The organism is Aeromonas sp. QDB39, assembly GCF_027707585.1.
Classification (GTDB): Bacteria; Pseudomonadota; Gammaproteobacteria; order Enterobacterales; family Aeromonadaceae; genus Aeromonas; species Aeromonas hydrophila.
This window is the reverse complement of sequence record NZ_JAPCIV010000026.1, coordinates 23,378-38,470: the sequence shown is the minus strand read 5'-3', so window position 1 is coordinate 38,470 and position 15,093 is coordinate 23,378. Positions and strand designations below refer to the sequence as shown.

The following is a 15,093-nucleotide window of genomic DNA, read 5'->3' as shown; positions in this document are numbered from 1 at the left end:
TCGCCTGAGATATGCCGTCAGAACTGGCCCGCCATCAGCTGATTGATGTTGTAGAGGGCACGGGTATCAAGCTCCATCTCGGTGGCATAGGTGTTGCCACGGGGATAGGAGGCCACCACCCTGGCGCCGCGCACCATGCCGGCTACCGACACGTCCAGCGAGTTGGAGGTCTGGGTCAAGTCCTTGTAGCTGCTCTGGCCGCGCACCTGCTGGCCGTTGAGCTGTTCCGCCAGCTCCCGATAGGCATCCATCTTGGAGGCGCGGATGGCCTGCAGCATCTTCTCGGACTGGGATGGACCGGGCTGGATGTCGATCACCGCGTAGCCGACCGCCTTGAGCACCGGGAAGTCATCCGGCTTGTTGTTGCCGCCGCCATAGTTGACCACCCGATTGCCGCCGCTGCACGCCGTCAGCAACAGGGCCAGCAGGCATCCGAACAGGATTTTCATTGCATCTACTCCTTGTCAGGGCGTCAGATTGACCAGATGGCCGCCGGGACGCGCCTGGCTGTCACGCATCAGGTAACCGCGGTTGATCGAGACCCGGCCAAACGAATTGTTGGCACCGAACAGGTATTTTTGCGGGATCAAACTCTGGGCCGTGGTCTCCACCATCTTGGTACGCAGGTCGATGATGCGGGCATTGACCAGGATCCCCTGCTTGTTGCGGCTGAAGGTGCCGGTCAGGATGCGGGAGATGGGCAGCCGGGGAGAGAGATCCCGATAGTTGCGGCTCATCACGAAGTCTCCCTGCGGGGTGACCTTGATGCTGCCGGTCAGCTTGAAATCCACCACCACTTCCCCGCGCCGGTTCAGCTCATAGATAAAGCTCTCCTCGATCTGCTGCCCCATCCAGTTGGTGTCCTGCAGGGTATCGAGATCGACGAAAGAGGAGACCGCGATGGGTTCGGTCAGGGTGGAGAGCGACTTGCGCTCCATCAGCTGATCGGTCATGCGCGCCACCAACCAGTTGAGTTCCATCCCCTGCGCCGCCTGACGAGGATCACCCTGCTCCCGGTTGATGGGGTCGGAGCCGCAGCCGGCCAATGCCAGGGCGAGCGCCAACGCCGTGATGAGTTTGTTCATGGATACCTTTCCTGTATCTGCACCTGATTTGTTATCGGTTCGACCGGCCAAAGCTTGAGCCGGGAATGAGGCATGGATCTTGCTAAATATTCGCGTGTGCTGTGCAACCGGCACGATTCTGTGATCTGTATCGGCCGGCGACCTCGCTTCGACAGGGGTGAATCGCGCCGACCCGCATATTCAAGGTGCTTGTCATGAAATTACCGCTGCTGTTAACCCTGCTGCTGGCCAGTCTGTCGGCCCGGGCCGAGATCATCGAGGCGCAGGGCAGTGCCGCCATCCTGGGCGGAGACGAGGTCTACGCCCGCGAGCAGGCGACCCGCGATGCCCTGCGGCAGGCTCTGCTGGCGAGCGGCGCCGCCGTCTCCAGCATCCAGCGCCTGGAAAACGGCAGCCTGCGCTCCGAGCAGATCCAGATCCGCTCCGGCGGTGACATTCGCCAGTATCGGCTCAAGCGGGAAGAGGTGCGCAACGGCCGCATGTACATCACGCTGCAGGCCGACATCCAGGCCGAACGCCAGATCTGCCAGACCCAGCACTACGCCAAGGATTTGACGCTGGTGCGGCTGCGGCTGCGCTACCCCGAGCAGGCGAGCTACGGCGCCCTCGACGACATGCCCGCCAACCTGTCACGCCGCATGTTCGAGGCCCTGGCCAACGCGCCGCAAGGGGTGGCCGTGCGCCAGTGGCTGGACGAAAACCTGCGCATCGACCCGCTCCACCTGCAACAGGGGGATCGCAGCGCCCTCGAGGAGATCAAGGCGCTCAGCCTGCGCACCGACAGCCAGTATCTGGTGCTCGGCAGCATCGACGATCTCTCCCTCGAACCGCAGGGCAACCAGCTGACCAGCTGGTATGAAGACCCCATCCGCAACTTTCGCATGCAGCTCTATCTGTTCGACGGCATCAACGGCAGCCTGCTCGGCCGCAAGGAGTACCAGGGCCGGGCCAACTGGACCTTCGCCAAGCGGGATCAGGTGGGCAGCAGCAGCGGCCAGTTCTGGCAGTCGAGCTACGGCCAGGAGGTCAACTACCAGTTGCAGGAAGCGGTGCAGGATCTGGTGGCCCAGCTCAGCTGCGCCCCGGTCACCGCCCGGGTGGTCGGCCAGAACGAGCGCGGCCCCCACATCAATCTGGGCCGCCGCAACGGCGTCCGGCTCGGGGATCAGTTCCGCATCCAGCACGATGCCGATTTCATCGACCCCTACGGCAAGTCGCGCATGATGCGCAACCCCGCCGACGGCCTGTTCGAAGTGGTGCAGGTGTTCGAGGATGGCGCCATCATCAGCAGCCAGAACAAATATTCGCCGTTTAACATCCAGATCGGGGATCTGGCAGTATTGGAATAAGAATCAAGGGTTTAAAAGGGAGCGGCTTCTTGTATAATGCCCGCCACAATGCTCCCGTAGCTCAGTAGGATAGAGCGGTCCCCTCCTAAGGGACAGGCCACTGGTTCGACTCCAGTCGGGAGCGCCATACAAAACAAGGGGTTGGCATCATCACGATGCCAACCCCTTGCTCGTTTCAGGCCAAGGCCGCCATTCAGCCGGACTTTCCCCTACGCCCTGCGCCAGATGATGGCCTCCCTTTGTCTTCTCTATCCCCATGCCCGAAAAACCCTCATCTACGCTTGAAATGCGCCGTCCGGGATGACGGTCGCACTCTAATCCGTTTGGGACAAAAAGAAGGGCATCATGGGTAACAACAAAAAAAGCAAAATAGAACAGCCGGCCGTGGCCGACGTGCAGCAGCCCCTTGGCAACAAGGCATACGAGAAGGAGCTGCGTCGCCTGCACGTGGAGCTGGTGAAACTGCAGCAGTGGGTGGTGCACAAGGGGCTCAAGGTCTGCATCGTGTTCGAGGGGCGCGACGGCGCCGGCAAGGGGGGCACCATCAAGGCGATCACCGAGCGGGTCAGTCCTCGGGTGTTCCGGGTCATAGCGCTGCCGGCCCCCACCGAGCGGGAGAAGAGCCAGCTCTACTTCCAGCGCTATATCCCGCATCTGCCCGCAGCGGGCGAAATCGTCATCTTCGATCGCAGCTGGTACAACCGGGCCGGCGTGGAGCGCGTCATGGGCTTTTGCAGCGAGGAGGCGAGCGACAAGTTTCTGGCCGGGGTTCCCATGGTGGAGCAGGCCATGGTCGACTCCGGCATCATTTTGCTGAAGTACTGGCTGGAGGTAACCCCCGACGAGCAGGAGCGGCGACTGCGGGATCGCATCGACGATGGCCGCAAGATCTGGAAGCTCTCCCCCATGGACATCAAGTCATTCGATCGCTGGGATGACTACACCCGGGCACGGGACGCCATGTTCACCGCCACCGACACCGCCTGGGCCCCCTGGTTCGTGGCCCGCTCCGAGGACAAGAAGAAGGTGCGGCTCAATATCATCTCCCACCTGCTGGCCCACGTTCCCTATCAGGATCTCCCGGCCGAGCCCATCAAGCTGCCCAAACGCAAGATAGGCAAGGTCAAACCCTCTGAGCACCCGTTCCGCTTTATCCCGGAACCCTTCTAGACAGCGGCAGGGGTGAGTCTGTGCTCACCCCTGATTCTGCTGGTATTGACGGATGGCGGCCCTGGCATTGAACAGCATGCGGCTCTCCCCCAGCTGGGCAGCCAAGCCACTGCGGCGCACATTCTCGAGCACCCCGGGATTGAGTCCGGCCAGCCAGAGCGTAACCCCCTTGGATCTGGCCAGCTGCTCCCCTTCCATCAGCATCATCAAAGCCGAATACTCCACATCCTGTACCCGGCTCATATCGAGCACCACCACCCGGGGTTGATGGCGCGCGATCAATTCGCGCATCCCGGCCGCCACATGCTGCACATTGATGAAGAAGAGGCGCCCCTCCGGTCGCAGGATCAGCAGGCCCGGAATGGTCTCGTCATCCGGGTGGCGGGCCGCCAGCGGGCGCAACACATCCTCACCGGGCTTGCGGCCAATCACATGGAGCGGCGGCTGCGCCGTCTGGCTGGCCAGCCCCAGCAAGGAGGCCAGGATCGCCACCACTATGCCTTCCAGGGTACCGAACAGCAGCACCCCCAGGCAGGCGATGACGGCCCAGCGAAACTCCATCATCCGGATCTGCCCTATCTTGCGAAACTCTCCCGGCTGAATGAGCCCCACCGAGTAGACGATGACCACCACCGCCAAAGTGGCGCTCGGCAGCCAGGAGAGCAGCGGAGCGAGAAAGATCATGGTCGCCAGCGCCATCACGGCGGTGACCACGGAGGCCCGCTGGCTCATGCCGCCAACGGAACGTACCACTGCCGTCTGGGAAGTGCCGCCCCCTGCCGGCATGCTGCCACACAGGGAGCCCCCCAGGTTGGCCAACCCGGTGGCCACCAGCTCGCGGTTCGGGTTGATCTCGGGCTCTTCCTTCCCGACGAAGGCACGGCCGGCGGCGATGGTCTCGGTGAAACTCATCAGCGCAATGCCGGCCGCCCCCGGCAACAGCTGCAGCACCAGGGTCAAGTCCGGCATGGTCACACTGGGCAGGCCGGTGGGAATGGCGCCGACGATGGCAACCCCAGCCTCGTTCAGACCCCAGCCCCATACCAGCGCTATGCCGAGACTCACCCCCAGCAGGGGTGCGGGCGAATGGGGAAAACGCCACTCCATGACCACCAGCACCACCAGGGTAACGAGGGCGACCCCCAGCGTCAGCCAGGAGGTATGGGGCAGAGCCTGTCCCAGATGGTAGAGATCCAGAAAGAAGTTCTCCTTCTGGATATGTACCCCGAACAGCTTGGGCAACTGATCGAGGATGATGACCAGCCCGATGCCGCTCTTGAACCCCACCAGCACCGGCAGCGAGATGAAGTTGGCCACGAAACCTAGCCGCAGCACAGCCGCCAGCAGCAGCATGGCGCCGACCAGCAGGGTCAGGGTGGCCGTCACCGTGATCAACCTGCCGGGATCGCCATCCGGCACCACCAGCCCGAGCTGGGTAGCGGTCAGGATCGCCAGGGTGCTGGTGGAGCTGACGCTGAGCACCCGGGAGGAGCCCAGCAACGCGTAGATCAGCATGGGCACGAACGCAGTGTAAAGACCGATCGCCACCGGCAGCCCGGCCACTGTGGCGTAGGCCATGGCCTTGGGCAGCACCACCGCCGCCGCGGTGATGCCGGCCAGCAAATCGGGAAGAAGGCGCCTGGGCGCCGATGCGAATGATGACATGTGACTCCTCCATGCTCCCTGGGAGAGCGAATTGCCGCGGTGCGCCGACCTGGACTGTGGTTTGCCAACCCTGCCAATGCTGCGCAGACAGCATGAAGTGTATGCACACCGATGACGCAGCAGCTTGTTGTGCCTCAGGTTTTTCTTGCCCCTATACTTCAGCGGCGTTTTGGCGACGCACCGACCCGATTTGGACACTGGCCTGATTTGAGAGAGGGACACCATGTTGCGACTGCTCACCCTGCTGCTGATCTGTCTGGTAACTCCGCTGCGGGCTCTGACCCTGACCCCGCTGGCAGAGGGGCTGAGCCACCCCTGGGGACTGGTTATCCTGCCCGATGGCGAATGGCTGGTCGGCGAGCGGCCCGGCCGGCTGCTGCGCATAGACGCAACTGGCGAGCGCCACCCTATCCGGGGACTGCCGGCGATTGCCGCTACAGGGCAGGGTGGCCTGCTCGATCTCGCCCTGGATGACGATGGCTGGATTTATCTCAGCTACAGCGAGCCAGGCAACGGAGGGGCCGGAACCGCCGTGGGCCGGGCACGGCTGCAAAAGGATGTGCTCGTCGACTGGCAACGGCTGTTTAGTCAGCAGCCCAAGGTCGCCGGGGGCGCTCACTTCGGATCGAGGCTGCTGCTGACGGAGGATGGCTACCTCTTCATCACCCTGGGTGATCGCTTCAGCGAGCGGGAGCAGGCCCAGTCCCTCGACAACCACCTCGGCAAGACGGTACGCCTGCACAAGGATGGCCGGATCCCCGCCGACAACCCCTTCCTCAAGACACCCGGCGCCCTGCCGGAGATCTGGAGCCTGGGCCATCGCAACATGCAGGGGGCCGCCCTGCGCCCCGGCAGCCAGCAGTTCTGGGCCCACGAGCACGGCCCCCAGGGCGGGGACGAGGTCAATCTCATCCTGCCCGGTCACAACTATGGCTGGCCCAGAGTGACCTTCGGCGAGGAGTATGGCGGCGGCAAGATCGGTTCTGGCAGCGAAGCTCCCGGGATGACGCCCCCCAAGTGGGTCTGGGTGCCCTCCATCGCCCCATCAGGCATGATCTTCTATCAGGGCGAGCTGTTTCGAGGCTGGCAGGGCAATCTGCTGATCGGCGCCCTGCGTGGCCAGGCTCTGGTACGACTGCAGCTGGCGGGGAACAAGATCATCGGGGAAGAGCGGCTGCTCACCGAGCAGGGAGAGCGGATCCGCACCATCAAGGAGGGACCCGACGGCGTGCTTTATCTGCTGACGGACTCAGGTCAGGGACGCCTGCTCAAACTGAGTCCCTGATGACCATGGTGGTCCGCAATCTTGCAATACTCCGTGGCATGAGAACAGGCATCCCCGCCACCGGTAAATGAAGGGCAACACTTTATGCCCTGGGAGGGCCGGTCTGCTAGACTGGCCCTCCTTTTGTTCATTCATCTGCAAAGGAGTGTTGGATGTCTGCTGCTTCGTGGTGGGACAAGTCCACCGGGCTGGCGCTGCTGACCATAGTGCTGTGGGCCTCGCTGGCGGCGCTCACCTCCCGGGTCACCAGTGTGTCACCGCTGGTGCTGGTGGGGCTGGTGCTGTTTTTCTGCGGGGTGGGAGCCCTGCCGTTCTGGCGTCAGTGGCGGGCTCGCCCGGTCAACTGGCTGGTGACCATCAGCGCCCTGCTGCTCTACCACCTGCTGCTGTTCATGAGCTTTCGCCACGCCCCCGTGCTGGAGGCGAACCTCATCAACTACCTGTGGCCACTGTGCATAATCCTGTTCACCCCATTGCTGCTGCCGGGCCACCCGCTGCACGGCCGTCACCTGCTGGCCGGCGCTCTGGGTCTGGCCGGCTCGGTACTGGTGATGGTGAACGGCGAGCTGCAGCTGCAACAGGCCTATCTGCCGGGCTATCTGCTGGCGCTGGGGGCCGCCATCGTCTGGGGCGCCTACTCGGTGCTGTCGCGCCGGCTGCCGCCGGCCCCGGCGGTAATGACGGCGGCGGCCTGCCTGCCCGCCGGGCTGCTGGCGCTGCTGCTGGCCTGGCTGCTGGAGGGACCGCTGCCGGTGGCCCGCATCCCGGCCGGTGACTGGGGCCTCATCATCGGGCTGGCGCTCGGCCCCATGGGGGCGGCTTTCGTCACTTGGTATCTGGCGCTGCGAGACGGAGATCCACGCAGGATCGGCGCGCTGGCCTATCTGACGCCGCTGCTGAGCACGCTGCTGCTGGTGCTGCTCAATGGCGAGCAGCTGACCCCCCGTCACCTGGTGGCTGGTGCTCTCATCATGGGTGGCGCCCTGCTCGGCATGCTGGGCAAGCCCCCTGCCCGCCAGCAGCAGGAAGCCCCGGCACCGCAGCCGTAAGCCAGCCTCCTCGACAGTCAGTCCGGGCCGCCGGGCTGACTGTCATAAAAGCGCCATCTCTGCTGCTTAAGCTCACGCCGACGCCCATCGCCGTGGTTCAACAAGCAGGAATGCTGCCGTGAAAATTGCCCATTACGCCTCTCTCTCTTCTCTCGCTCTGCTGCTGGTCGCCGCCGTGCAGGTCGGTGCCCTCTGGCATGGCTGGCAACAGCTCAACCAGGCCGAGCAGGCCCAGTACCAGCACGAACGGCTGCAACAGCGGCTCACCGGTACCTTGCAGGGCACCCTGCGCGACTACCTCGCCAGCGGCGATCCGCTGCGGTTGACCGAGGTCGAAGCGGTGCGCAAGCAGGCGCTTGCCCAGCTCTCCCAGCAGGATGTGGCGCTCATCGCCCCGCTGCGCACCCTGCTCGAACAGATGGGAGCGCGCATCAACAGCGACTATCTGGCGGCCGGCAAGCTCTCCGGCAATAGCCAGTGGCTGCTGCAAAATGCCGAGAACGAGCTGACCGATCAGGCCAGGGCGCTGCTGCGTTATGGCCAGCAAGGGGCGACGGGGAGCGACCCGGCCAGCGCCGAGCGCTATCGCCAGCTGGCCAGCGACCTGCTGGCAGCACTGCCCGGGCTCGCTCACCTGCGCCAGAACTACATGGAGCAGGCCAGCCCCAAGCTGCTGGAAGGGTTGCAGTTCGAGCTGGCGGCCCTACAAAAACAGGCCGAGCAGCTGGCGGCCCTGCCGCCGCTCGGCCTGTTCGAGGCGCCCCCCGCCGACGAATTCACTCTGGGGGAACCGGAGCGCAAGGAGCTAGGCGATCTGCCCAAAGCCGAGCTGCTCTCGTTGCTCAAGCGCTACCCACAGGAGCTGGAGAACAGCCGCAAGGCGCTGCAACAGCAGCAGGCGGGCCGTCTCGCCGTGCAGCAGGACATAAGCCAGATGCTGCAGGCCACCGGCCAGATGGGCAGCGAACTGGCCGCTGCCCGCCAGGCGGTCAACCAGCGGCTGGCCGCCATCCTCGGCAGTCTGGCGCTCTGTCTGGTACTGGTCGCCCTGCTGTTTGCGCTGGTGCAGCGCCGCTGGCTGGTCAGGCCGCTGCTGCGCCTGCGCACGGCCTTTCTGCAGCTCGACGAGACCGGGCAGGCCGAAACCCTGCCAGAGGGGCGCGAGCGCAACGAGCTGGCTGACATCGTCGCCAGCTACAACCGCCTCATCCTGCGGCTGCAGCAGGATCAGCAGCAGAAAGAGGGCCAGCTCTCAGCGGTGTCGCAAAGCCTGCAGGGGATGGTCAACCAGGTGCAGGAGATCCATCACAGCACCCGCACCACGGAGCAGGCGGTGGACGAGAGCGATCTGATGATGAACGAGCTGAACCAGCTGGCCGGCGAGGTGCATCAGGTGGCCGCCGAGATAGCGCAGCACGCCCAGCACAACGAGCACTCCATGAGCCAGAGCGAGCAGCTGGTGGGCGGCATGTTGCAGGCCACCGCCCAGACCGGGCTTGCCATCGACGAGAGCGGCGGCGCCCTGAACCAGCTCAAGCGCTCGGTGGAAGATGTGACCGCCATCGTCGATGTGATTGGCCATATCTCCCAGCAGACCAACCTGCTGGCACTCAATGCGGCCATCGAGGCGGCGCGGGCGGGCGAGCAGGGGCGCGGCTTTGCGGTGGTGGCCGACGAGGTGCGCCACCTCTCTGCCGATACCCAGCGCTCCCTCGGCCAGATCACCGAGATCCTGACCAGGCTGACCCAGGCAGGGGAGCAGCTCGGTACCGTGCTGGCGCGGATCACCGCAGAAGCCGCCGCTCAGCGCCAGCAGGCGGAGCAGCTGCGCCAGACCACCCAGGCGGTGCGGGAGATGGCGCGCAGCACGGCAGTTATCGCCCTGCAGGGGGCCGACAACGCCAAGAGCCAGGAGCACAAGCTGGCCAGTTTTGCCGATCTCATCGGCCGCATCAGCCAGCACGCCCGCCAGGGCAGCCGTCTCTCGGTGCAGGTGTCGGAGCACATCCACCACCAGGCCAGCCAGATCCCGCGCATCCTCGGTCACCAGGCCTGAGCCATGCCGGTTTAGCCGGCGCCTCCCTACCCGGCCCCTGCCATCGCGCAGGGGTTTATCTTTTTTTGTGGCACAAAATTATCTGTTATCCGCTGGTTAACGAAGAAAGATCCCTCTGCAGCGTGCGATCCGTCCGGATCGGCCGGCAATTTCATCTGAAAACGTTGTCATCACCGATATCAGCGGGCTGGGAGTGTCCACAGCAAGCGTCATGATTATTTGCACTCGGTCATATTTTTGAAACTTGGTGGGAACTTTCCATTGATATTTCGCACCGCGAACGTACTCTTGGATTGTCCGATAGCCAAGGATCGGAACACAAAAAAACAAAATATGTGATGAACAGAACTGCACCACCGCAGATGTGCCAAGACGTCGCGGCCGCAGCCGACATACTCGAACTTTTTGCCCTTCGGGGTCTTGATTGCAATGCCAATACCGAGCGGCGGGCGCTTGCCTGACTGCCGGACAAAAAAAGCTAAGTCCATAAAATCAGGAGCAATACAAAATGGAAAAAGTGATCTTCAAACGTGCCGCATTGAGCGCAGCCATCGTTGCTGCCATGCTCGCCCCCGGTATGGTGTTGGCTGCCGACGAAGCCGGCCCCACCTATGCAGCCGCCGCCAGCAAATTCTATGAAGAAGGCAAACTCAACGGTGGCCTCTTCTACTTCCAGCGTGATCGTCAGCGTATTGACGGCGACCCCACTGCCAAGAACAAAGAAGGCAAGTACCAGTCCAACCTGAGCCACGCCACCACCCAGGCCTCCCTGAACTTCAACTCCGGCTACGCCTGGGACGTGGTGGGTATCGATGTGGGCGGTTTCGGTGCCTATGACCTGGCCGTGACCGAGAACCACCCGGTCAACCAGGAGAACGAATTCTCCTTCGCCGGCAACAAATGGGGCGAAAACTACAAGGATGGCTCCCCGGAAGGCGGCTTCAGCCTGGCCAACGCCTCGCTGAAATTCAAGGCGCTGGACGGTGCCCTCACCGCCAAGGGTGGTCTGACCCAGCTCTACGTACCGGGCGTGATCGGCGTGAACTGGTCCTATCAGCCGGGTACCTACCGTGGTGGCCAGATCGAGGGTAACTTCGGTGGTCTCTACCTGACCTACGCCATCGCCGACGAGTACAAATCTCCCTGGTACAAAGAGACCCAGAAGTTCTCCCGTGCCAAGGCATGGATGGATCCGTTCGCCGATGAAAACGTCATCGACTACATCCAGGGTGTCGCCGCCCGTTACACCTTCGAGAACGGCACCGCCATCACAGGTTCCTACGGTAACTCCGAAAACTACATGGACAGCTACCACTTCAAGCTGGCCCATAAATTCGACGTGCTGAACGGCCTCTCCACCAGCTACCAGTTCTACGGTTCCGACACCAAGACCTATCAGAAGGGTGGTGCCGACATCGAGACTTACGATGGTCTGGCATGGCAGCAAGCGCTGACCGCCGCCTGGGGCATGGGCCCGTACGGCTTCCGTCTGGAAGGTCTGTGGACCAAGGCCGAGGGTAACGAAGGCAACTACCTGCCCCGTCTGACCCGTGGCTACGGCAACTCCCAGGGCGCGAACGAAATCTGGTGGGACTCCCGCTCCGACTGGAACGCCAACAACGAGAAAGCGCTCTACTTCGGCGTGACCCGTTCCCTGGATGACCTGGTGGGTGCACCTGGCTGGTCCGTCGGTGTCTCCGGTGCCTACGGCTGGGATATCCAGAAAGGCGACGGCACCAAGGCCACCAACGGTGAAGATACCGAATGGGCAGCCAACTTCGACGTCATGTACACAGTGCAGGATGGCAAGCTGAAGGGCACCCTGTTCAAACTGCACTACACCGATTACAACAACGACATCAGCCAGAGCGGCGGTTGGACCGAATACCCCAACATCTTCGCCTCCGAGAAAGACGTCAAGTTCCACATCATCATGCCGTTCACCATCCTGTAAGCAGATGGTTGAAGTTAGCAAACCGGGCCGATTGGCCCGGTTTTCTTTTTTCTGATCAGCGGGTTAACATGCAAAACCGCAGGCGCTGCTGCCTGCTCCGTCACAACAAGGATGCCTCCATGTCCCGCTTCGTTCTGATCACCGGCTGCTCCAGCGGCATCGGTTTGGCTGCCGCCAAGGCGCTCGGCCAGCACGGCTACACCGTCATCGCCTCCGCCCGCAAGGCCGAGGACGTGGCGCAGCTGCGCCAGCTGGGTTTGCTGGCGGTCGAGCTGGATCTGGCCAACGAGGCCAGCATAGAGCAAGGTGCGGCCGAGGCGCAGGCACTGGCTGGCGGCCGCCTGTATGGCCTCTTCAACAACGGCGCCTACGGCCAGCCTGGCGCGCTGGAGGATTTGCCCACCCAGGCGCTGCGCGAGCAGTTCGACACTAATCTGTTCGGCTGGCACCACCTGATTCGCCAGCTGCTGCCGGCCATGCTGGCGGCCGGCGAGGGGCGCATCGTGCAGAACAGCTCGGTGCTGGGGCTGGTAGCCATGAAGTATCGCGGCGCCTACAACGCCAGCAAGTTCGCGCTGGAAGGGTATACCGATACCCTGCGCCTGGAGCTGGCCGGCAGCGGCGTGCAGATCAGCCTGATCGAACCCGGCCCCATCGACACCCGCTTTCGGGCCAATGCCCGCGCCGCCTTCCTGCGCCACATAGAGCCCGCCACCAGCCGCCATCAGGCCGCCTACCAGCAGACCCTGAGCCGGCTGGAGCGTGAAGGGGGTGCCCGCGGTTTTACCCTGCCAAGCGAGGCCTGCATCGCGCCGCTGCTGCACGCACTCGGCAGCCCGCGCCCCAAACACCGCTATCCGGTCACCTTCCCGACCCGGCTGTTCGGGGTGCTGCGCCGCCTGTTGCCCAGTCGCCTGCTAGACCGGATCCTCGCCAAGTCGGCCTGACGGCGACCGCCTCGCCACCCGGCACGCCTGCAAGCAGCCCGCCGCCAGGGGCGACGACGAGCATCGTCGCCTTTCGTCTCATCCCCACCAACCGGCACCAGAGTGGCTTGAATCAGCCAAGCCGCCATCCCTGGCAGTCCCCGCTCAGTAGTGCTGGCCGTTGCTGTAATAGCAGCTCTTGACGATGGGCAGCACCTGCACCACCACATAGGTCTGCTCCCCCAGCACCGCTTTCAGGTGGCGGGTGATCAGCGCCGCAGCCGCGTCCTGCAGCTCCTGCGGGCGTTCGAACCAGACCAGCTCGACGAACGGAAAGCCGGCCTCGACCTCCCCCTCGCGTACCCAGTGGCTGTCGATGCTCTCCAGGGTGACGAACTCCGGTTTGCCCCCGGTGAGGGCACAGAGATCCGCCAGCAGGGGGGAGCTTATCTGCTTGAGGGTGTCGACGGAGACGGCCCGAAAACGAAGGTGGGGCATGGGAAAACCTCTTGGCTGTGACAAATGAGGACTTATCATAGGGGTTATTGTGACGAAGAGAAGCCATCCGCTGACATAAGGTGCCTCATGAGACTCCATCGCCTGCTGCTCCCCTTCCTGCTCTGCCTGCTGCTGCCGCTGAGCGCCTTTGCCGACCCCGCCTTCTATAAGGTCAGCAAGGGCGATCAGCAGCACTGGCTGCTGGGCTCCATCCACGCGGGCAAGCCCTCGCTCTATCCGCTGCCCGACCCCATCGAGCGAGCCTGGCTGCAGAGCCGCGCCCTGGTGCTGGAAGTCGACCTGACCCACATCAGCCAGCAGCAGTGGCAAGAGATGGGGGCCATCACCCGGCTGGTGGACGGCAAGACCCTCAAGGAGCACGTGCCGCTCGATCTCTACCGGCGCACCATCATCGCCGCCGGCCAGAACGGCCTGACCGAGAACATGCTGGCCCCACTGCGCCCCTGGTTCGCCGCCATCACCCTCACCCAGGCGGCGCTGGAGCGCACCGATTTTCGCAGCGCGCTCGGGGTGGATCAGCACTTCGCCAAGCAGGCCGGCGACAGCGGCAAGCCCATCATCGGCTTCGAGACCCTGCTCGAGCAGCTCGGCTACCTCGCCAGCGTAGGTGACAACCAGACCCTGATGCTGGAGAGCACCCTGGACGAGCTACCCGAGCTCGAGCGTGGCTTTCGCGAGGTGATGAAGGCCTGGGAAGAGGGGGACGAGGCGACCCTCATCAACCTGCTCAAATCGGAAATGGCGCCGTCCAAGCTGCAGGCCTGGCTGGAGCAGACCCTGCTGGCGGAGCGCAACCACAACTGGCTGAAGAAATGGTCCACCCTGCCAAACGAGAGCTTCATCGTGGTAGGGGCGCTGCATCTTTACGGCGACCAGGGCTTGCTCGCGTTGCTGGAGCAGCAGGGCTGGCACATCACCCCACTCACCGAGCCGGGTCCGCGCAAGCAGGCCCGCCAGTAGGGCGCAGGCGGGGCCACATCGGCCCCGTCAGGGTCTTTATGTGGGAGGGCGCTCACAGATCCGACTGCCGATTTAATAACCACAAGAGGACTTGATCGAGATCATCTCTTTGCTCCCAAAGAGGTATCTATCATGCCTGTCATCAATGGGATGACTGGAGTGCATGAGATGGAATTTTGGATGAACCTGATGTTCGGCAACAGCGTGGGACTGATGTCCATGTTGGTGATTATCGGTACCTTCCTGCTGATCAGTTCCTACGCGGCCTATTTCATCTACAAGGTGATGAACGCCAAGCCGCCGAAAGAGGGCCAATAAGCCTGCGTCAGGCGATCCCCGATCGCCTGATCCCGCCCTCGCCTCCCCTTTGCTCACGGGCTGAGCAACCCAGCGCCACCAGCGCGCCCGCCACTTTCAGATCCGCCCCCGCCCGCTATAATGGCCGCTCATTCCACCTGCGGGGAGCCTGCCGTGTCTCATAACGACGAACTCTCACTGTTTCGCAATGAAGTGGCCGATGTGCGCCCCATTCGCAACGACCATATCCGCCTCCAGACGGCGGGCAGCAGCCCGACCGACGCCCAGCTGGCGCGGCGCCAGGCCGCCACCGCCGAACAACTCGCCCTGGATCACCTCAGCATGGAAGCGGTCGAGATGCTCGACCCCCACGCCATTGTCGGCTTCAAGCGCGACGGGGTGCAGGAGGGGGTCTACAAGAAGCTGCGACTCGGCAAATACGAGCTGCAGGCGAGCCTGGACCTGCACCAGAAGACCCTGAACGAAGCGCGCCAGAGCCTGGTGCAGTTCATTGCGGATTGCGAACTGCGCGACATCCGCTGCCTGCTGATCCTGCACGGCAAGGGGGAGCGCAGCACGCCGCGCGCCCTGCTCAAAAGCTATGTCAGCGCCTGGCTGCCGCAACTGCCGGCGGTAATGGCCATGCACAGCGCCGAGCGTCGCCACGGCGGCGGCGGGGCTCTCTACGTGCTGCTGCGCAAGAGCGAGCGCAAGAAGGCAGAGAACCGCGAACGCCATCAGAAACGGCTCGGCTAGCCAGCGCCCGTCATCTGGTCAG

14 protein-coding genes and 1 tRNA gene are annotated in these 15,093 nt (G+C 63.6%); 11 read left to right on the top strand and 4 right to left on the bottom strand.

Annotation, left to right across the window (positions count from 1 at the left end):
- Positions 1 to 17 precede the first annotated feature (17 nt).
- Both PG899_RS15875 and PG899_RS15870 read right to left on the bottom strand, forming a co-directional pair.
- Complete coding sequence (locus PG899_RS15875) at positions 18 to 449, bottom strand: LPP20 family lipoprotein (protein WP_011705018.1); 432 nt, start codon at positions 447 to 449, stop codon at positions 18 to 20.
- 15 nt (positions 450 to 464) lie between these two features.
- Complete coding sequence (locus PG899_RS15870; RefSeq protein WP_179101303.1) at positions 465 to 1,085, bottom strand: FlgO family outer membrane protein; 621 nt, start codon at positions 1,083 to 1,085, stop codon at positions 465 to 467.
- A gap of 194 nt (positions 1,086 to 1,279) precedes the next feature.
- On the opposite strand from PG899_RS15870, the gene PG899_RS15865 reads away from it, so the two are divergent.
- The 3 genes from PG899_RS15865 (at position 1,280) to ppk2 (ending at position 3,604) form a co-directional block, all read left to right on the top strand.
- Positions 1,280 to 2,434, top strand: a complete 1,155-nt coding sequence (locus PG899_RS15865; protein WP_029303764.1) for a flagellar assembly protein FlgT — start codon at positions 1,280 to 1,282, stop codon at positions 2,432 to 2,434.
- 50 nt (positions 2,435 to 2,484) lie between these two features.
- Positions 2,485 to 2,561 (top strand) — tRNA-Arg (locus PG899_RS15860).
- 218 nt (positions 2,562 to 2,779) lie between these two features.
- Positions 2,780 to 3,604 (top strand): polyphosphate kinase 2, encoded by an 825-nt coding sequence (gene ppk2, locus PG899_RS15855; protein WP_041217166.1) that lies wholly within the window; start codon positions 2,780 to 2,782, stop codon positions 3,602 to 3,604.
- 24 nt (positions 3,605 to 3,628) lie between these two features.
- Here the strand turns inward: ppk2 and PG899_RS15850 are convergent, their stop codons facing one another.
- Positions 3,629 to 5,269, bottom strand: coding sequence for a SulP family inorganic anion transporter (locus PG899_RS15850; RefSeq protein ID WP_077095312.1), 1,641 nt, complete (start codon positions 5,267 to 5,269; stop codon positions 3,629 to 3,631).
- A gap of 223 nt (positions 5,270 to 5,492) precedes the next feature.
- Here PG899_RS15850 and PG899_RS15845 point away from each other — a divergent pair, with 223 nt between their 5' ends.
- The 5 genes from PG899_RS15845 to PG899_RS15825 all read left to right on the top strand — a co-directional run bounded on the left by PG899_RS15845 (position 5,493) and on the right by PG899_RS15825 (position 12,560).
- Positions 5,493 to 6,554, top strand: a complete 1,062-nt coding sequence (locus PG899_RS15845; RefSeq protein ID WP_077095313.1) for a PQQ-dependent sugar dehydrogenase — start codon at positions 5,493 to 5,495, stop codon at positions 6,552 to 6,554.
- A 152-nt stretch (positions 6,555 to 6,706) separates the two neighbouring features.
- Complete coding sequence (locus PG899_RS15840) at positions 6,707 to 7,603, top strand: DMT family transporter (RefSeq protein WP_077095314.1); 897 nt, start codon at positions 6,707 to 6,709, stop codon at positions 7,601 to 7,603.
- 118 nt (positions 7,604 to 7,721) lie between these two features.
- Positions 7,722 to 9,659, top strand: a complete 1,938-nt coding sequence (locus tag PG899_RS15835) for a methyl-accepting chemotaxis protein (RefSeq protein ID WP_077095315.1) — start codon at positions 7,722 to 7,724, stop codon at positions 9,657 to 9,659.
- Positions 9,660 to 10,167: 508 nt separating this feature from the next.
- Positions 10,168 to 11,613, top strand: a complete 1,446-nt coding sequence (locus tag PG899_RS15830; RefSeq protein ID WP_011704981.1) for an OprD family outer membrane porin — start codon at positions 10,168 to 10,170, stop codon at positions 11,611 to 11,613.
- A 119-nt stretch (positions 11,614 to 11,732) separates the two neighbouring features.
- The gene (locus PG899_RS15825; RefSeq protein ID WP_077095316.1) at positions 11,733 to 12,560 is read left to right on the top strand and encodes an SDR family oxidoreductase; all 828 of its coding nucleotides are present in this window, start codon (positions 11,733 to 11,735) and stop codon (positions 12,558 to 12,560) included.
- A gap of 144 nt (positions 12,561 to 12,704) precedes the next feature.
- Here the strand turns inward: PG899_RS15825 and PG899_RS15820 are convergent, their stop codons facing one another.
- Positions 12,705 to 13,037 carry a DUF1904 family protein gene (locus tag PG899_RS15820; RefSeq protein ID WP_042065275.1) on the bottom strand — a complete coding sequence of 111 codons (333 nt, stop codon included), beginning with the start codon at positions 13,035 to 13,037 and terminating at the stop codon, positions 12,705 to 12,707.
- A gap of 87 nt (positions 13,038 to 13,124) precedes the next feature.
- Between PG899_RS15820 and PG899_RS15815 the strand changes: the two genes are divergently transcribed.
- From PG899_RS15815 to smrA, 3 genes are all read left to right on the top strand, one after another.
- Positions 13,125 to 14,018: a TraB/GumN family protein gene (locus tag PG899_RS15815; RefSeq protein ID WP_077095317.1), complete on the top strand. Its 894-nt coding sequence runs from the start codon at positions 13,125 to 13,127 to the stop codon at positions 14,016 to 14,018.
- Between the two features lie 132 nt (positions 14,019 to 14,150).
- Positions 14,151 to 14,336: a DUF3149 domain-containing protein gene (locus PG899_RS15810; protein ID WP_011704978.1), complete on the top strand. Its 186-nt coding sequence runs from the start codon at positions 14,151 to 14,153 to the stop codon at positions 14,334 to 14,336.
- A 153-nt stretch (positions 14,337 to 14,489) separates the two neighbouring features.
- Positions 14,490 to 15,071 carry a DNA endonuclease SmrA gene (smrA, locus tag PG899_RS15805; protein WP_029301641.1) on the top strand — a complete coding sequence of 194 codons (582 nt, stop codon included), beginning with the start codon at positions 14,490 to 14,492 and terminating at the stop codon, positions 15,069 to 15,071.
- Positions 15,072 to 15,093 lie beyond the last annotated feature (22 nt).